The 18589-nt window shown below is 61.2% G+C and carries 14 protein-coding genes; 5 read left to right on the forward strand and 9 right to left on the reverse strand.

The features are described 5' to 3' along the window. From HPO_RS02980 to HPO_RS03000, 5 genes are read right to left on the reverse strand one after another with little or no spacing between them, the layout of a single operon-like run. Complete coding sequence (locus tag HPO_RS02980; RefSeq protein ID WP_035594339.1) at window positions 1-414, reverse strand: YciI family protein; 414 nt, start codon at window positions 412-414, stop codon at window positions 1-3. Then, on the reverse strand, window positions 411-1541 hold the full coding sequence (locus HPO_RS02985) for a nitrilase-related carbon-nitrogen hydrolase (RefSeq protein ID WP_157532642.1): 1131 nt from the start codon (window positions 1539-1541) through the stop codon (window positions 411-413). The genes HPO_RS02980 and HPO_RS02985 overlap by 4 nt, the downstream gene beginning before the upstream one ends. Continuing rightward, entirely contained in the window at window positions 1538-2449 is a 912-nt protein-coding gene (locus HPO_RS02990; protein WP_035594341.1) for a polysaccharide deacetylase family protein, read from the reverse strand. The genes HPO_RS02985 and HPO_RS02990 overlap by 4 nt, the downstream gene beginning before the upstream one ends. Next, complete coding sequence (locus tag HPO_RS02995) at window positions 2433-3380, reverse strand: polysaccharide deacetylase family protein (protein ID WP_035594344.1); 948 nt, start codon at window positions 3378-3380, stop codon at window positions 2433-2435. The genes HPO_RS02990 and HPO_RS02995 overlap by 17 nt, the downstream gene beginning before the upstream one ends. Next, the gene (locus HPO_RS03000) at window positions 3377-4048 is read right to left on the reverse strand and encodes an isochorismatase family protein (protein WP_035594749.1); all 672 of its coding nucleotides are present in this window, start codon (window positions 4046-4048) and stop codon (window positions 3377-3379) included. Before HPO_RS03000 ends, HPO_RS02995 begins: the two co-directional genes overlap by 4 nt. A gap of 327 nt (window positions 4049-4375) precedes the next feature. On the opposite strand from HPO_RS03000, the gene HPO_RS03005 reads away from it, so the two are divergent. Then, window positions 4376-6559 carry a TonB-dependent receptor gene (locus tag HPO_RS03005; RefSeq protein ID WP_035594345.1) on the forward strand — a complete coding sequence of 728 codons (2184 nt, stop codon included), beginning with the start codon at window positions 4376-4378 and terminating at the stop codon, window positions 6557-6559. A gap of 97 nt (window positions 6560-6656) precedes the next feature. On the opposite strand, the gene HPO_RS03010 is transcribed toward HPO_RS03005, so the two are convergent. Both HPO_RS03010 and HPO_RS03015 read right to left on the reverse strand, forming a co-directional pair. Beyond that, window positions 6657-8027, reverse strand: a complete 1371-nt coding sequence (locus HPO_RS03010) for a DEAD/DEAH box helicase (protein WP_035594752.1) — start codon at window positions 8025-8027, stop codon at window positions 6657-6659. 290 nt (window positions 8028-8317) lie between these two features. After that, complete coding sequence (locus tag HPO_RS03015; RefSeq protein ID WP_241767853.1) at window positions 8318-9151, reverse strand: hypothetical protein; 834 nt, start codon at window positions 9149-9151, stop codon at window positions 8318-8320. 51 nt (window positions 9152-9202) lie between these two features. Here HPO_RS03015 and HPO_RS03020 point away from each other — a divergent pair, with 51 nt between their 5' ends. Together HPO_RS03020 and HPO_RS03025 are read left to right on the forward strand one after the other, a co-directional pair. Continuing rightward, the gene (locus HPO_RS03020; protein WP_035594348.1) at window positions 9203-10123 is read left to right on the forward strand and encodes a fatty acid desaturase family protein; all 921 of its coding nucleotides are present in this window, start codon (window positions 9203-9205) and stop codon (window positions 10121-10123) included. Window positions 10124-10243: 120 nt separating this feature from the next. After that, on the forward strand, window positions 10244-11830 hold the full coding sequence (locus HPO_RS03025; protein WP_035594350.1) for a carboxylesterase/lipase family protein: 1587 nt from the start codon (window positions 10244-10246) through the stop codon (window positions 11828-11830). 153 nt (window positions 11831-11983) lie between these two features. Here HPO_RS03025 and HPO_RS03030 read toward each other — a convergent pair whose 3' ends face one another. Together HPO_RS03030 and HPO_RS03035 are read right to left on the reverse strand one after the other, a co-directional pair. Next, window positions 11984-14752 carry a TonB-dependent receptor gene (locus HPO_RS03030; RefSeq protein ID WP_035594352.1) on the reverse strand — a complete coding sequence of 923 codons (2769 nt, stop codon included), beginning with the start codon at window positions 14750-14752 and terminating at the stop codon, window positions 11984-11986. Window positions 14753-14919: 167 nt separating this feature from the next. Next, window positions 14920-15756 carry a 2-keto-4-pentenoate hydratase gene (locus HPO_RS03035; RefSeq protein WP_157532644.1) on the reverse strand — a complete coding sequence of 279 codons (837 nt, stop codon included), beginning with the start codon at window positions 15754-15756 and terminating at the stop codon, window positions 14920-14922. 228 nt (window positions 15757-15984) lie between these two features. Here HPO_RS03035 and HPO_RS03040 point away from each other — a divergent pair, with 228 nt between their 5' ends. Both HPO_RS03040 and HPO_RS03045 read left to right on the forward strand, forming a co-directional pair. Next, window positions 15985-17376, forward strand: a complete 1392-nt coding sequence (locus HPO_RS03040) for a pectate lyase family protein (RefSeq protein WP_051612215.1) — start codon at window positions 15985-15987, stop codon at window positions 17374-17376. An 80-nt stretch (window positions 17377-17456) separates the two neighbouring features. Next, on the forward strand, window positions 17457-18554 hold the full coding sequence (locus tag HPO_RS03045) for a LacI family DNA-binding transcriptional regulator (protein ID WP_035594354.1): 1098 nt from the start codon (window positions 17457-17459) through the stop codon (window positions 18552-18554). The last annotated feature ends 35 nt before the right edge of the window (window positions 18555-18589 follow it).

Genomic DNA, 18589 nt, shown 5'->3' on the forward strand with positions numbered 1-18589 from the left:
TCAGCTGAGGCCCTTCGAGACATCATCCGGAGGGCCGCCGGCGGCGCGGTGGCGGATGGCTTCGCGGCTTTCCCATATCTTGCCGCCGATGAACTGGCCGATGGAGTTGGTGAACTCCTTGTACTCGACTGAGGCATACATGCCGCAGGTGATGTAGGGATCAGCCTGCATCAGCGATTTCACTTCCTCCAGCGCGGTGCCCATCACGAGGAAGAGGGAGCCGATAAGGGCGTCGCCGCCCGGTTCACGGAACGGGCCTGCGGTGATGTAGCGGGTCCAGTGGCGCTCTACATGTTCGAGGTGACCGTCGAGATGCCGCGCGCGCAACGTGGCAGCGCCGGGGCCGTCGCGGCAGATGACGAGATAACAGGTGCCATCGGGTTTCTTGACGAAGGGGGGTGCTGTGCCGGTCATTTCAGGACACCGGCGGACACGAGACGGTCAATCACGGCCTGCTGCTGGGCAAGCGCGTCGGCGCGCTGGACCATCTTGCCATCCGGCGTGCGATTGGCCGGGGCCATCTCGTTTCCGGCATAGGCCGGAGCGAAGGCGGCCAGCGGCAGGCGAGAGAGTGTGTTGGTCATGCCGGTCTTGCGGCGCGTTTCGCGCAGGGCGGTGAGATCAAGCACGGCGTTGGCGTTCATCGTCTCGCCCGTGCCGGCTTCGGCCAGGGTGCGGCCATACCAGTCGAGCACGATGGACATGCCATCGGTGGAGGCGGCGGGGACAGGCGTGCCCGTGATGCCGGCAGAGTTAGCCGAGACGACATAGGCAATGTTCTCGATGGCGCGCGCCTTTTTGGCGATATGCTTGGGCGTGAGGCCGGGGCTGCCGACTTCCGAGGTCGGGTGCAACAGGATTTCGGCGCCCTTGAACGCGCTCATGCGGGCGATCTCGGGGTAGAGGATTTCCTCGCTGGCAATGGTGGCCAGCGCGCCGATCTCGGTTTCGACCACAGGGAACACGGCGTCGGCGCCGTAGATATCCAGATACTTCTCCCAGACATCATAGGGAGAAGGCGAGTAAAGCGAGATCATGCGGCGATAGCGCAGGAGCGTTTCGCCGGTTGGTCCATAGATGACGTTGGACTGGAAATAGAGCTCAGGAAAGTTCGGATCGGTCTCGTAATGGTTCGAGCACAGATAGACGCCTGCCGTCTGCGCCATTTTTGCCAGCGCTTCGGGAAAGGCGCCGTCCATGGGGATGGCCGCCTTCGCTTGCCAGCTTTCGCGCGTTTCGCCCATCGGGAAACCGGTCATCCAGTATTCCGGCAGCACGACGAGTTTCAGATCATAGCCATTGAAGCCCTTGAGGAAGTTTTTCGAGGCCATGATCTGGCCGGTGACGCGGGCAATGGCGCCCTTCATCCGGGCGTGAGAGGCTTCGGGCGTCTTGTCCTGATTGACGGCCTCGCAGACGGTTTGCAGCGCGAGCGCGGTATAGCGCATGGATTTAGCCTCCCCGGCATTGGCATTTGATCCGCCGGCGAACGGCAGGAGCGACGTGGCAGCAGCGCCCATCAGCAGGCCGCGGCGCGTCATGAGCTGGTCTCGGCAAATGCGGCAGAAACCTCGGAAGCCGTTGCGACCTCCAGCCCTTCCATAGCCGCCAGTCCCGTCAGTGCACGGGCAACCGCTTCAATCCGGAAGGGCAGGCCGGTGATATAGGGCGTCAGCGTGAAGCCGAAACATTGCGCCCCGCGCGCGCCATGCTCTGCCACGGTTTGGGCGGCCGCTTCGAGGATCTGATCGGCCCATTCTTCCTCGCTCTGGGAGCGGGTGGACAGCATCAGGAAATCCGACAGCTCATAATGGTTGGGCAGGCAGGTCAGCGGGCCGTGAGCAGTGCGCATGTCGAGCGGGCGCTGGTCGCTTTCCCAGTCAAGGCAAATGGTGAAGCCGGCTTCGCGAACAAGGTCCGGCGTGCGGAAGGACTGATTGCGCGCGGGGCTCAACCAGGTGATGGCTTCGGGCAGGACGGCGCGTGTCTGCGTCACCAGCGCACGCTCTTCATCTTCGCTGAGGCCCGCATGATGGATGTGCGCGGTTGATATGCCGTGTGCGGCAATCTCGTGGCCCGCAGTGCGGATGGTCTCGATCAGCGGTGCATAGCGCTCCGCCACGGAGGCGTTGACCGCGAAGGTGGCCTTCACACCGGCTGCGCCGAGTTCTCTCAGCAGACGGTAGACGCCGACACGGTTGCCATAGTCGCGCGTCGTATAATGGCGCAGGTCCGGGTAGGGCGTAACCATGGCGCCTGGATGCTTGAAGGGCTTGGCCGGCGGGTCCAGCGGAAAGAATTCCAGCGGAATGGTGATGAAAGCCATCGCCTTTGCGCCGGACTTGAGATGCAGCGGCGCGCGCCGGTCGGCGGGCTGCCAGTCATACCGGTCCTGATCCATGCCATAGGCACGGTGGGGATATTCAAGAAATTCAGCGGGCAGGGGCAAAGCCGGTTCCTCCTGTAGCGGCGCCGCGGGCGGCGATGTCGGCAATACTCTGGTCCCAGTAATGTGTGCGGAAATGGTCGGCGATTTCGGCGCCGGTGGTGATCCACACATCATCGGAGTGGGCGGCGATGTGTTTCAGGGCTTCTTCGAAGATGCGGATGCGGTGGGGCTGGCCGACCAGATAGGCATGCAGCGGAATGCACATCACCGTGCCGGATTGTTCCCCCTCTTTCAGCAATTGATCAAAATGCCGTTTCAGCAGGTCAGTGTAACGTTGCGGGCTCCATCCCTGTACGGAATAGGTGATTACGTCATTCACTTCCAGAGAATAGGGCATCGAGACGAGCTTGCCGGTTTTCGTCTTCAGCGGCTGGGGCTGGTCATCCTGGAAGAGATCACAGGAATACCAGAAATCATGCTCGGCGATCAGGTCCAGCGTGCGTTCGGTATGGGTGAGGGCCGGGGCGAGATAGCCGCGGATGCGCTGGCCGGTGGCCTTCTCCACAGAGCGGATTGAATCTTCCAGCACCGCGCGCTCCTGGGCTTCGTCCATGCCGTAGGAATAGCGGGTATTATAGATGCCGTGGCTGAAGAACTCCCAGTTCCGCGCAACACAGGCTTCAATGATTTCCGGGTGATGGTCGATGAGCCCGATCGACAGCGAGATCGAGCCGCGCATGCCATATTTGTCCAACAGGTCCATCAGGCGCCAATGGCCGATCCGGTTTCCCCAATCGCGTTGAGAGTACCCGATAATGTCCGGGTTCGGACGTGGCCAGGGTGCCCGTGAAGGATTCGCGGGTGGATCGAACTCGTAATACTCTATGTTCGGCGCAATCCAGAAGGCGAGTTTCTTTCCGCCCGGCCACCGGATCTGCGGCCTGCCCTCATAGGGCCAGAAATCATAGAGATTGGGATCGGAATGCGTCATCCCTTGTATCCTTCAATCCAGGCTTTCACTTCGGCGACGGGAACCACATCGGCATATTTGATGAGCAGGTCGGTGAGGTTTGCGAAGTGGTAGCTTTCATGCTTGTCGGCCACGCATTCGATGGGAACAATGGCGCGGTAGCCCCGGCTGAGCGCGTCTACGGCTGTGGCGCGGATGCAGCCGGATGTGGAGCCGCCCGTCACGATGACCGTATCCACCTTGTGCCAGGTAAGGAAGCTCTGAAGCGGCGTTTCGAAGAAGGCGCTCGGCATGCGCTTGGTGTAAACGGCATCGACCTTCTCATCGATGGTCAGCCGGTCGTCAAACGCATGGCGGTCGGATCCATATTTAATGTTCTGCAGCGAATCGGGCGTGTTCGTCCGTGTGCCCCAGACGCCGGCATCGGCGGCATTTTCCATATAGGCAACATGTGTCCACACGACCGGCAGACCCTTGGCCCGCGCGGCGCTGGAGATGTCATTTATATAAGTCACCTGGTTGGGATCGGTGATGTAGGCCGTTTTCGGGAAAAGGTCCGGTCGCGTATAGGCCTTCTGCGGATCAACGTTCACGATGGCGATCTTTTCGCCGAAGCCGAATTTTGCGCGCGCCGGATTTGCCAGCGTTTCCTCGAAGATCTCTCGGGCGGTCTTGTCCGACCGGATCATGGTGGGTTCGGTGGGATAGCCGCTCATGGACAAGGATCCTCGCTGGGAAAATGGGTGATCTTCAAATGATATATCCTTTTCTTTGCGTCGAGCGCCAGACCGGATTTTCCTGTGGGAGGCTGGCATGCGCGCGGAGATTTTTAAACCTGCCCTGACAACTGCCAGACCTAAAGCGCTTCAGGAATGGGCACACGCGCCTCAAGACCGTGCAATTTCTGTCATGAAGGAAATTGACTTTGACCGGACATATTGTAATCAGAGTGCCGCAAAAGATATATCATTTGCGGAGGCGGAGGTTGGCTCTGCCTGTAGCTCGGGAGGACCCCTATGCGTTTCAGATCTTCACTTTCGGTGAGCGCGAGCCTTGCGGTTCTGCTCTCGGGGGCCAGCCTGCTGCCGGCAGTGGCACAGGAAGCAGACTCGGCTGATGCCGACACGCGCCGTCTCGGCGCTATCACCGTCACCGCGCAGCGGGTCGAGGAAAACCTGCAGGATGTGCCTGTCGCCGTCACGGCGCTCGATTCGGCAATGCTTGAGGACAAGCAGATCGGCGATCTCCTCGACCTGCAATCCGTTGTGCCCAACATCAACATGGCCACAAACACCGGCACCGCCAATGCCGCGCGCATCTTCCTGCGCGGCGTGGGCGAAGACGAGAGCCGCGGCGCGGTTGACCAGGCAGTCGGTGTGTATGTCGACGGCGTATATGTCGGCCGCTCGGTTGGCTCGCTGTTCGACGTGGTTGATCTTTCCAGCATTGAGGTGCTGCGCGGTCCCCAGGGCACGCTCTATGGCCGCAACACCATTGGCGGCGCTGTCAAACTGACTTCGGTAAAACCGCAGTTCAACAATTCCGGCGATGTCCGCACGACCGTTGGCAACAATGGCCGCTTTGATGTGCGCGGCACCGCGAACCTTCAGGTGGGTGAAAATTCCGCTTTCCGCCTGACGGGTCTTCTGCGGGAGCGTGACGGTTTCCATGACGTGATTCCGAACGGCCCGCTCGCCGATCAGCGCCGCGACGGCGTCGGCCGCACGCATATCATGGCGATGCGCGGCAGCTTCTACACGGAGTTTTCGCCCGAATGGTCGCTGCTCGTGGCGGCTGACCAGACGCTTGACCGTTCGGACCCGATCCCGGATTCTGCTGCGCCTGGCTTTGACGCTGATGGCGACCTGTTCACCATCGAGCCGCTGCCAGGTGTCACCTGTACGCCGACCTCAACGGCCATCGGCTGTTTCGTCGGCTACGATCAGCGCTCCAAATCGTCAGGCATTTCGGCAACGGTGAAGGGCGATCTCGCCGGTCTCGATTTCACCTCGATCTCCGCCTATCGCGAGCTGGATGATAATCTCGTCACCCGCATCGGCTCTCCCTACAGCCAGCAGACGAGCCAGTCTCAGACCAGCCAGGAATTCACCCTGGGCAAGTCTGGCGATACGCTCGATTGGTTGCTCGGCGCCTTCTACTTCAATGAAGATCTGAACCTTGAATCGATCTTCGTGTTCCCGCACTCGGTCACTGCGGAAACCACCTCCTACGCCGTGTTCGGCCAGGGCACTTACGCGCTTACCGACGCGCTCAGCCTGACGGGCGGCGTGCGTGTAACGTCGGAATCGAAAGACTTCTACGGCATCAACCGGACGCTGGGCTTCAACCGGACTGACAGCGCGGACTTCGACAATGTCAGCTACACCATCGGCGCTGACTATCGCTTCAATGACTCGGTGCTCGGCTACGCCAAATACTCCACCGGCTTCAAATCCGGCGGCTGGTCTCCGGATGCGTTCAGTGCAACGGCGATCTTCCTGCGCGTTGACGAAGAAACCCTCGACTCCTTCGAGGCAGGTCTGAAGACCGACCTCTTCGACAATAAGGTTCGCCTCAACACGGCTGCCTTCTTCAACAAGTATGAAGGCCTCCAGATCGGCGCGACCGTTCCGGGCCTTGGCTTCACCCGCTTCAATGTCGACGAAACCGAGATCATGGGTCTTGAGGTTGAAGGCGTGTGGCAGGTTACCGACAGCTTCCAGCTGAACGGCAACCTCGGCCTGCTCAGCGCGGAATACACCGACATGACCGGTGATCAGGCACGCGGCCTCACAAACAACGGGGCAGGTTGCCCGGCTGGCACGGTGGCATCCGACAACGCCCAGATCATTGCCTGCGCTCTCGGCCTCCAGCTGAAGAACGCGCCGGAATACAAGGCAACGATTGGCGCGCTCTACACGATGCCGTTCTACAACGGCGAACTCATCTTCTCGGGCGATGTCGCCTTCGAGGATGATTCCTGGAGCCTCGTGGCGAACCATCCGGCGCATGCCCTGAGTGAAATCCCGACCCTGATGAACGCCCGCGTGAAGTATGAGTCGGCTCAAGGTTGGTCTGTTGCGCTCTGGGGCAAGAACCTGGGCGACGAGAAATACTACCGTGCCACCACCGCAGGTTCTTTCTCGGCCTATGCGTCCGAGCCGCTTACCTATGGCATCGATCTCGGCTGGAAATTCTAAGTTCGATAATCCGGTTTCCCGGAAAACAAACAGCCCCGGCATCGCTGCCGGGGCTGTTTTTTATTTCTGCCGGATCAATTCTGATCGGCGAAGGCGATCAGGCGTCTGCGCGTTCCTTGAAACGGCGGGGACGGGCCGCGCCCTTGGAGGAGCGCTGGGATTGCTGGCCGGAAGCGTTGGCGCCGCCGCCGGGCGGGCCTTTGCGATGAGGCCGGCCGCCACCTGATTGCGAACCAGACGACTGGCCGCCCTGATGTCCGCCGCTGCGGGCGCCACCACGGCCCCCACCATTGCCGGAACGATTGCCCTGCGGCTTGCCCGGCTTGCGAAGCGGCTCGTCCGGCAGGCTCATGCCGCCGGGGGCAAGCTTCAGGCCGGTCAGCTTCTCGATGGCCCGCAGCGTCGGGCGCTCATCCTTCGAACAGAAAGAAATGGCCACACCGGAATTGCCGGCGCGGGCCGTGCGGCCGATGCGGTGTACGAACTGTTCGGGTACATCCGGGAGGTCATAGTTGATCACATGGGTGAGCCCGTCGACGTGAATGCCGCGGGCCGCAATGTCGGTTGCAATCAGGATCGGCACGCGACCGGCCTTGAATGCGTCCAGCGCTTTCTGGCGCTGCGCCTGGCTCTTGTTGCCGTGAATGGCGACGGAGTCGATATCTGCCTTGGCCAGGCGTTTCACCACGCCGTCTGCGCCATGCTTGGTGCGGGTAAAGACGATCGCCGAGCGCAGGGCCGGGTCACGGATCTTTTCGACCAGCAGGGAGAGCTTTTCAGCCTGCTCGACGAAGCAGATCTGCTGCTCGATACGGCCAGCGGTCGTAGCCGGCGGGGTGACAGAAACCTCTGCCGGATTGCGCAGGAAGGTCGCGGCCAGCGATTCGACGGCTTTCGGCATGGTGGCCGAGAAGAATAGCGTCTGACGTTTGGAAGGCACGTTCTTGGCAATGGCGCGCAGAGCGTGGATGAAGCCGAGGTCCAGCATCTGGTCGGCTTCGTCGAGAATCAGGGTGTCCACCTTGTCGAGCGATACAGCGCGCTGTTCCATCAGGTCGATCAGGCGGCCGGGGGTGGCCACCAGCACATGCGCGCCGCGCTCCAACTGGCGGATCTGGCCGCCGATCTTGGCGCCGCCGCAGACCATCACGATACGGAGGTTCAGCCCCGCACCATAGGTCTCGAAGGATTTGGCGATCTGGCCAGCCAGTTCGCGGGTGGGCGCCAGCACCAGAACGCGGGCACCGCGCACGGGCGCCGGGCCGGCATTGCGGCTGAGGCGGTCAAGGATCGGCGCGGCGAAGGCCAGTGTCTTGCCGGTGCCGGTCTGGGCAAGGCCGACAATGTCGCGGCCCTGAATGACGAGCGGGATGGATTGGGCTTGAATGGGGGTCGGCGCAGTATAGCCAGCTTTGGTCAGCGCCGTGAGGATTCGGCCGGTGAGGCCGAGAGATTGGAAATCGGACATGAAGTCTTTCGTCAGAAAGCCGCCGGAACTGCACATGCGGCAGCCAGCGTGGGGGGCAATTAACGGCCCGGCGTGATTCAGGACGTGGGGTGAATTGTCTCTAAGGAAGGGTCTGGAACGTTTCAGATTGCTCTGACTTGCTCGCTCACGCAGACCCGACCAGGCAGCTTTGCCACCTTAACAAGCGGCCCTATGCGCCTCTTGTGCCCGGAAGTCAAACGAAGTTCCCAGCGCCTAGTCGGTGCCTGCCTTGGAATGTCTCATGCTGGCACAGCCGGCGCCCCAGGTGTTCAGGCCTCCGACGGCACCGCGGCATTGTAGGCCCGCCAGCATTTCTGCCCGCGCTCATTATAGACGCCCATCGCCTCCACCATCTCCAGGAACAGTTTCTGATTGCCGAGTTCGGGCGGTAGCAGCGGATCGAAGTTGATCGCCCGGATCACCGCCTGGCCTGTCAGCAAGGTCTCCCGCGCCGCATCCGCCAGGCTGAGGCGGGGGAGGCGCTCAAGGCTTTCCGTCATGGCACGGAGGGCAGCCTGATAGGATTGTTCCAGGTCTGCCGCAGACCAGAGCCCGGCCCAGTCCTGCAGGCCCGGCGCCGTCATTTCGGTAACCCGCAGAATCGGCATGGTTTCGTCGGCGCCGATGCCGGTCAGATCCTGCTGGTGATCGGGCAGGGCGCGGGCGAGGTTTGCCGGGCGCACCCAGAGGCCCGCCTCCGCCGCCTGATACCCGAACAGCGCAAGCGCCCGTTCGCGGTTGCGCAGCTGCTTGCGGTCCCGGCGGCCCAGCGGATGGGTCATCGCCACCAGCCAGTCGCCATTCCAGGGCACCATCTTGCCCGCCACGTCCCGCCATTGCTGCACCCGACGGGTCAGCGCCTGCGCCCTGGGGCCGGGCACGTAGAGGCCGCGCTCGGGGCTTTCCAGCAGGCCCTCTTTCAACAGCCGCGTGGCCGCGACCCGTATGGTGGCCGGTTCAATGCCGAACAACGCGCCAGCATGGATCAGCCCGGCAATCATCTGCCGGCCGGTGCCAATGCTGGCGATCAGCGACAGGATAAGCGCGCGGGCCGACAGGGCCTCCGGGGGCAGGGGCGCGAAATGATACGAGAATTGACTCATTGCGTCATTTTAGGTAATAAGTGTTTCAGAACACATAATGGGAGGCAGTGCATGCAGTCTTTAGCCAAGATTTCCGACGTCCTGTCAAAAGACGACCTGAATGCGCTGCGCCAGAAATCTGACCTGAAGGCAGCGGCCACGCTGGTGTGGAACTGGGGGCTGATCGTGGCGGCATTTGCCATCGCCATCGTCTGGCCAAACCCCTTCACGATCCTCCTGGGCATCCTCATCCTGGGCGGGCGCCAGCTGGGCCTCGGCATCATCAATCATGACTGTGCCCACCACGCCTTCTTCAAGAGCAAGGCTGTGGACGAGTTTGTCGGCCACTGGATCGTTGGCGCGCCGATGAACATTTCGCTGGCCGCTTACCGCGCCTACCATCTGAAGCATCACCAGCATGCGGGCACGCCGGAAGATCCCGACATCATCTTTGTAAAGAACTATCCTGTGCCGGCCGAAAGCCTGCGCCGCAAATTCGTGCGCGATCTCACCGGTCAGACGGGATACCGCGATACGCTGCGCAAGATCCGCAGTTTCAAGCTGTCGCGGAACTGGCCGTGGCTTGCGTTTCATGTGCTGCTGCTCGGCACGCTGACACTGGCAGGGGCGCCCTGGGCGTATCTGATGTGGTGGGCGGCGGAGATTTTCGTTTATCCGGCCATCGTGCGCCTGCGCCAGATTGGCGAGCATGGCACCGCGCTGGACCGCACCAGCCGCGACGCGCGCTTGAATACCGGAACCACGCTCGCCCCCTTCTGGCAGCGTGTTTTCGTGGCGCCCAACAATGTGAACTTCCATCTGGAGCATCACCTCTTCGCGCACATCCCGCCCTATAATCTGCGCAAGCTGCACACGCTGCTGGCCGCGCGCGGCTATTATGAGGGCGTCGATTGCCTCTCGCGGGACTATTTCGACGTGATCCGCCGCGCCGTTCGCAAGGATGACGCGGGCGCGATGGTCGCCGCCGAATAGGGCGCAGGCCGGGGCGAGGGGCAGTTTTTCCGCAATCGCTTCTAAGCTTGACCCCATTTGATACCGGTGTCATTTTTGCGCTCGACGCGGCACTTCAGACCGCGCTGAGGGAGACGGCGGATGGCGGACCGGAACATATATTTGAACCGCCGCAGCGTACTCGCGGCCATGGGCAGTACCGGGCTGGCGCTGGCGGCGCGGGCCGGCGGCGGGGAAGATCCGGTCGTACTGACTTCCAATGGCCCCGTTTCAGGTACTCATGAAGGCGGCGTGGCCGTGTTTCGCGGGATCCGGTATGGCGCCGATACGGCCCTCACACGGTTTGCAAAGCCCCGGCGGCCTGAGCCCTGGAAAGAGGTCCTGCGTACCGTTGCCTATGGCGCCGCTTCGCCTCAACGCGGCAATGAACCAAATCAGTCTGAGGACTGTCTTTTCCTGAATGTGTGGACACCGGAAGCCCGCAGAGGGGCGCAGCGGCCGGTGATGGTCTACATTCATGGGGGCGCGTATAACGCCGGTTCGGGCTCCGATGCGCTTTATGATGGCGCCCGGTTGGCGGCCCACGGGGATGTCGTGGTTATCACGATCAATCATCGCCTGAACGCTTTCGGCTATCTTTCTCTCGGAAAGCTGATGCCCGAGGCCTTTCCGGATTCCGGGAATGCCGGGCAGTGGGATATAATTGCGGCGCTGGAATGGGTGCGCGACAATGCCGAGGCGTTTGGAGGCGATCCAGCCCGGATCATGGTGTTCGGTCAATCCGGAGGCGGAGCAAAAATTGCTACCCTCATGGCCGCGCCGGCCGCCAAGGAATTATTCCATTCCGCTGCCACAATGAGCGGGCAACAGGTCACCGCTTCCGGCCCGATCAATGCCAGGAAGCGCGCCGAAGCCTTTCTTGCGCGGCTGGGCATTGCTCCGGGTGATGTGGCCGCATTGCGCGCGATGGCTCCGGAAAAGCTTGTGGAAGCGCTCGACACGGAAGATCCGGTCAACAGAGAGTTCTCGGTGTATTTTGGTCCCGTTCTGGATGGGCGTCTGCTGACACGCCATCCCTTCTGGCCGGATGCGCCAGCCCAATCGGCCGCCATTCCCATAATCCTTGGTAACACTCATGACGAAACACGCAACCTGATCGGACGGAGCCAGCCGGAATATTTTGAGCTGGGCTGGGAAGATCTGCCCGCCGCCCTCACCCGTCACATGCGATGCGATATCGATGCTGATGAGGTGGTGCAAGCGTATCGGGGGTTTTATCCGGAGCATACGCCTACGGATATTTTCTTTGCTGCGACGACCGCTGCGCGTTCCTGGCGCGGGCAGGTAGAGGAGGCAGATGCCAGGGCGCGTGAAGGCAGCCCAACCTGGGTTTACCGGTTTGACCTGCCCTGGACGGCGGATGACGAAAGATGGGGCGCGCCGCATGCCGTGGATATCGGCTATGCTTTCCTCAATCTGGACCGGCAAGGCGCCATGCCCGGAAAAGCGCCGTCCGCTCAAGCGATTTCCCGGCAGCTGGCCGGCGCGTTCATCTCTCTCGCCCGCCATGGAAACCCCAATCACTCGGGCCTGCCGCACTGGCCGGCACATGCCCTGCCAGACCGCGCCACACTGATCTTCAGCGACACTGTTCGCGTTGAGGAGGATCCTCGGGGGCAGGAAAGAGCTCTTTTTGCCAAGGTGCCCTTTATCCAGTGGGGCACCTGAGCCCAACCACCCAGCACGGGCGCGCGGCACATCTTCCCTGACGTCTTCAAAAATGGAAAACGCCGGCAGCCCTGAGAGCTGCCGGCGTTTCTTTTTCAGGCCCGGATGATGTGACGAAAGGGAGGAAACATCACATCATCCAGAGCCTGCCGATCAGTACCGGTAGCGGAACCCGATGAGGTATTCCGTACCCGTATGATGGTAGACGTTGACGAGATCACCGGCATCGAAGACCTGCTGCTCGAATTCGTCCGTAAGGTTGATGGCTTCGAACGTGATATCGAAATTGTCGTTCAGCTTGTAGGAAGACGAGAAATCGATGTTCGTGGTCGAACTGTACCCTTGCTCGTCACGGCCCGCTGCCGTGGGCGCCACGGTTTGATACGCATCCCGATAGGCGGCGGAGATACGCGCCGACAACCGGTCCTTTTCGTAGTAAATAGTGGCGTTGTAGGCGTTGGGTGAGAAGCCCCGGATTTCATCGGAGTCGACATAGGTGTAGTTGCCCTGGAAGCCGAACCCGTCGAAGGGCGCGGGCAGGAAGGAGAAGGGCTGCTGATAGGTCAGCTCAAATCCCTTGACGCTTGCCGAGCCGCCATTTTCCACAGCACGGATTTCCACAAGGGGATCCTGCCCCGCATCAAGCAGGTTGCGCAGCGGGCTGGAGGCCGGCGGCAAGCTGGTCGGAAGACCGGACTGGCTGTAGGGCACTTCGACCGTCGATGCGCGCGTGAAGAAGCTGTCAACGTCCTTGTAGAACAAGCTCAGCGCTATCAGCGATTCTTCCCGGAAATACCATTCGAAGGAGGCGTCATAGGTCGTCGCCCGGAACGGGTCGAGGGCAGGGTTCCCGGAGTTGTAACGGAACGAAGGCCCATTGAAGCTGTCCAGTGCGCCGCCGGGTGTCAGGTTGCCCAGGGACGGGCGCGCCATCACCTTTGCGGCCGCAAGACGAATGAAGAAGTCGTCCCGCATTTCAAATGTGACGTTTGCCGAAGGCAGCGTGTCTTCATAGCTGCGCTCGACGGTCACGCTTGTGCCGCTGACCTGACCCGTGGATGTCGTGGTGGTTTCAACATACCGCACACCAACATTTCCGCGAACCGGGATGCGGCCAAGCTGCGTATTGAAATCCAGCTGAAGGAAGCCGCCAAGATCTTCTTCCTCAACCCGGCGGTCGTTGCCAGCCTGCAGAACGCCCGGAATACCATAGGCGTCGATCAGAGCAGCGGCGGCATGTACGTCTGCGGTAATCCAGCGGGTATCGATTCCGCCGGGCGCACCCAGCCCGCTGCCGAATCCGCTGACATATTTGAGAATGTCTGCCGTGACCGGAAGGCCTGTTGCCCCAGCTGGGCAGCTAACGCCTGGAAGGGGGCAGACGAGGGATCCGAACGTGGACTCCCGTCTGTATTCCGTAGTCCGGAATTCAAACTGCTTGAGGCTGGCGCCGCCGCTGACCGTCAGCGAGTCGTTGAGATCATAGGCGAGCGATCCGGCAACCGTCTGGAAGGTGTTGTCGACATATTGAGGCCGGTCCCGGAACTCCGTGAACGCAAATTGCGATGGGTCGGTAACGTCCAGAGATCCGTAATCGATGAAGGGTGTGTTTCCATTGCCCCTGAAGTCATAGGTGAAGCCCGTCACCGGCCCAACCGCATCCAGCAAAATGGTTGTCTGCACCGGGTTGTCGAACTCCGATACAACGCGGCCTGCCAGAAGGTTGCCGCGCAGGCGGTCTGTGAATTCATGATCCACATCAACCGTATACTGCGTAAGCGTCGTCTGAAGTTCGTCGAAACGGTTTTCCGATCGGATCGGGTGTGTTCCATTCGGCAGGGGGCTGACATTGAACAGGCCATATTCAATGGTGTTGTTATCCGGGTTGATCGAGTAGTCGATCACCTGGAACCTGTTCTCCTGGCTGCGCATGAAGGTTTCGAGATAGGATTCCTCCCGTGTGCCCTCGAAGTCTGAGTGCAGCACATCCAGAGATACCGTCGTGGCATCCGTGGGGCGGAACTGAACCGATCCCGTAAGGCCGAGGCGTTCCTGTTCGTGCGTGAGACGTCCATAGCGCGGAATGCGGGGATAGTAGACGCCGGAGTTTGTGTCGATCAGGGAGCATTCCGGCCCCGCCGGGCAGGCCGCGCCCCCAACCGAGGCAAAGTTGCCATCCTGCCAGCGAACGGTCGAGAAGCCTTCTTCCAGAATTGTGCGATCCGAATAGGCCATAGAGACAAGCGCGCCGAACGTGCCGCTTTCATTCTGCCAGGAAAGCAGGCCGGCATAGCGCGGGCTGGTTTCTTCTGACAGATCATTGAAGCCCAGCTGGGCGGAGGCAGCAGCAGTCAGGCCTGCATCATAGTCAAATGGGCGTGCCGTCCGCAGATCAACTGTGGCACCCAGGGAGCCTTCTTCGATAGAGGCGGAGGTCGTCTTGGTAACCCGCAGCTCATTGAACAGGTCTGATGCGAAGGTGTTGAAGTCAAAGCCCCGGCCACGGTTTGAGCCGCCCGAGGAGTCGGACGCGCCGCTGGTCGCGAGCGCTTCCATTCCATTGATCCGTATCCGTGTGAAATCGGCGCCGAGACCACGAACCGTGATCTGCCGGCCCTCGCCCCCCACGCGGTCGATCGAGACGCCCGGAATGCGTTGCAGGGATTCTGCAAGGTTCAGATCCGGAAAGTCGGCGATGTCCTCAGCGGCAATGATGTCGACGATGTTCGTCTCATTCTTCTTGACCGCAAGCGACTTCTGAAGGCTGTCGCGGAAACCCGTGACGACAACGGTTGCCTGCCGGCTCTCGCTCTCATCGGCGTCCTGTTCCTGCGCAAGGGCAGGGGCGTTGCCTGCCAGAAAGCCGACAGCCGCCGCCCCCATGAGCAGCCGGAAATTAAAACTGTTCTGTTTGAAACGCATGTCTGGTCTCCTCCCCAGGATATCGTCGTTTCGATTGGCCTCTCCCTTCTTCGAGGGAGGTTCACGAATAATGCCACCGGTATCATTATATGTTTTGCTACCGGTGGCAATTTAAAAATTGGTCTTTAGTCCATGTTTTTGCCTGCTTTCCTGAGATTTCGGGAAACTCAACGCTTGACTGGTTGCGACGTCGGCAGTGTGGCCATGGGCCGGGAGGGTAGCAATCTAAGATGGATTGTTTCCATGCCGTCGGCCTCTATAGAGGCGCCCTGCCCGGGGGTTGCGGCGTGAACGCCGGTCACGGCCCCCGTGGAAATAAACATTCCCTTGCGAAGGGGAAGTCCTCTGGCCGCGGAGATTTCCAGCAGCTGGCGGAGCGATTCGATCGGCCCTCCAGGGATAGAGGAGGCGTCAGCCCTGCCAGCTTCCCTGCCATCGATCAGTGTCCGCATCTTCCAATCGGCAGGCGATGCGCTCTTCCATCCTGGGATTTCCTGACCCACCACCAGGCCATTATTGTTGCCGAAATCGGATATCGTCACCAGGGGGCCGTGATCGTTTATGCCGGCATAGCAGCTTGAGGCGATTTCGGCGCCCAGATGAAGAGAGCCCGCAATTTCAAAGGCTTCTTCGAGCGTCCAGTCGAGCTTTTCAGCCGGGGCGTCGTGCCCCATGGTGATAATGATCTCGCTTTCCACGGCGCCGAATCCGCCCTCAAAGACATAGCAGTCCACCGGGGCGCCCTGGGCATGGGAAATCTGCGAGCTGAAGATCGGGCCGGCGAGCCGGTCCATGCCATAGGTTTTGTCCCAAGGGGGATTGATACGCCCCACTTTCCAGCCAGCCAGAATGTCGGGCCAGAGGCTGATGGCGCGGCTTTGAATTGCGTAGGCCTCGGCCAATGTTTCAGGCATGTTGCCTGGATAGTCAGCGAGCGGCTGCGCCTGCAGGCGGGCGCGCACAAAGGAAATGGCGCGGGTGTCTGCCGCAGCTAGATTGCTCACCTCGGTTGTATCTCCGTGCGCCATTCCCTTGACCCATATTATTTCCGGCGGCGCATTCCGCGCTTGCGGGTTTGTTTATTCATCCTTGCTCGCCCAGCTTACTGGACAGATAAGGAAACCGGTGTCATACTTGCTTTAAAGTTCGTTCTGTCAACTGGTTTTCTCAATCGGGTTGGTGGGCAATATTGGGAAGGCGCCGGTTCAGAGCGCCGTCTGGAGGAGGATTTCATGGCATTTCATTCTCGCAAGTCTGTGCGCCGCGGCGCAGTGCTTTTCGCGGTCGTTCTGGGCGGCTGCGCCGGATTGGGCATCGTGTCGCCGGTAAGCGCGGCCCCCACGCAGACGGCAGCCGCCACCGCGCCGGCGCAGGCCTGGTTCCTCCCTGAGATCGACTGGTCGGCTTATACCGATGGCGGGCGCGGCGGGGAGATCGTGCGAGTCACCACGCTGGCCAGCGATGGCCCCGGCAGTCTTCGTGAGGCCATCGAAAGGCAAGGGGCACGTATCATTGTGTTTGAGGTGGGCGGCGTCATCGACCTTGAAAAGGAAACGATCGCCATCACGAATCCGGACATCACCATTGCCGGCCAGACGGCTCCCTCGCCGGGGATCACCCTCATCCGGGGCGGGTTTGATGTTAAGACGCATGATGTCATTATTCAGCACCTCCGTATACGGCCGGGCGACAATGGTGAGCCGCGCGGCTCAGGATTTGCCGAAGACTCAATCTCCACGCTCAGCGCGCATAATCTTATTGTCGACCATTGCTCGCTGACCTGGGCTGTCGATGAAAACCTTTCCGCATCCGGGCCCCGTTTCACCGGTGAAACTCCAGATGAATGGCGGGCGGGAACCTCCCGCAATATCCTCTACAGCCACAACCTGATCGCCGAAGGCCTTGCCGATGCCACCCATCCCAAGTTCGAACATTCGAAAGGGTCTCTGATCCATGACAATGTCAACGGCATCCTGATCTATGGAAATCTGTATGCGCACAATTATGAGCGCAGCCCGCTATTCAAAGGCGGCGTACACGGACAGATCGTCAACAACTTCATCTATGATCCCGGCCAGCGCGCCGTGCATTACAATCTGCAGGCGCTGGAATGGGGCAAGGTGCCCTTCGAAACCGGCAAGATGGATCTGATCGGCAATGTGATGCGGGCAGGACAGTCTACCGCAGAGGGGCTGCCGCTGGTGATGATCGGCGGAGATGGCGATCTGGCGCTTCACGCGCGCGACAACATTGCCGTCGACCGCTGGGGCAATCCGTTGCCGGAGCGGGGACGCTACACAACAGGTGCGGCAAAGTTCGTGGATGCGCCCGAGGCCATGCCCCTGCCAGCGGGATTGCCGGTGATGCCCGCTGCGGCGGTCGAGCGGTTCGTGCTCGCCAATGCCGGCGCGCGCCCCTGGGACCGCGACGGTCATGATGTGCGCGTGTTTGCAAACGCAGCCGAAGGGCGCGGCGAGATCATCGACAGCCAGTCGGAAGTTGGTGGCTATCCATCTGTTGAGCCGAGCTATCGGGCCTTCGATCCGGCCCTCTGGGATCTCGACACCATGCTCCCCAAGTCTCCGGAGACCCTCGATTCGGGCGCCCGCAGCCGGGGGACCTGAGCGGCCGAAAGTGCGTGCCGCTTGCAAAATGTCCCCTGCCGGGCAAAAGAGGACATTCCATCCTCCAACAAGGGTTTCCGGTGAGCGATAAATCAAGACCTGACCTCGATGCTGAAATTGCGGCCGCAGTTCAGGAGGCCGCTGAATTCAAGCAGCAGGGACGGGCGACGATCAACGACATCGCGCGCATCGCGAAGGTGTCGAAGAAGACCGTGTCGCGCGTCATCAATGACAGCCCGCTCGTCAAGCCGCGTACCCGCGAGGTGGTCAAGGCCATCATTGCGGAGCTCGGCTACACGCCGGACCCGCAGGCCCGCGCGCTGGCCCTGCGCCGGTCTTTCCTGGTCGGTCTGGTCTATGACAATCCGAGCCCGCAATATGTCGTGAACATGCAGCGCGGGATTCTCGATGCGCTGGAGGAAACCGATTTCCAGCTGGTCCTGCGCCCGGTCAGCCGGGCAGACGCGCATTATCCTGGCCGCCTTCAGCAGTTCATCCAGCAGCACAAGCCCTTCGGTCTGATCCTGCCGCCGTCGGTGTCAGAGGATGAAGATCTGGCGCAGATGTTCCGAGACAATGATGTGGACTATGTGCGCATCGCATCGGGCATGCTGGATGAGCCATCACGGATGATCCTGACCCATGACAGCGAGGGCGCCGCGCAGGCCGCGCGCCATCTCTGCGCGCTGGGGCATACGGATATTGCGCATATCCATGGCCCGGAATCTTTCCGTTCTGCCCACGAACGTCGCGGCGGCTTTCAGCGCGGCCTGGCGGAAGCCGGCATCACGCTCAACCCGGAGCTCACCATTGAGGCGGGCTACACCTTCGACTCCGGCCTGCAGGCCATGGAGCGCCTGCTCTATGGAAAGCGCCGCCCCACGGCTGTGTTCGCTGGCAATGACGAAATGGCGACCGGCGCCTATGTGGCCGTTCGCAAGGCCGGGCTTCGCATTCCCGAGGATGTCTCCATCGTCGGCTTCGATGACACCCCCATCGCCGGCCGCCTCTGGCCAGCGCTCACGACCGTGCGTCTGCCAATCCGCGAAATGGGGCAGGCCGCCGCGCGGTTGCTGCTCAACCAGGCAGCCGGGATCGAGCCGAAAGAGGTGATCAGCTTCACGCCGGAAATTGTGGTGCGCGACTCCACTGCGGCCCCGCCGCGCCGGGCGGGCTGACAGGGCGTTTCGGGAATTTCGAGACGATAACGGCT

This window comes from Hyphomonas polymorpha PS728 (assembly GCF_000685315.1).
In the GTDB taxonomy this organism is placed as follows: domain Bacteria; phylum Pseudomonadota; class Alphaproteobacteria; order Caulobacterales; family Hyphomonadaceae; genus Hyphomonas; species Hyphomonas polymorpha.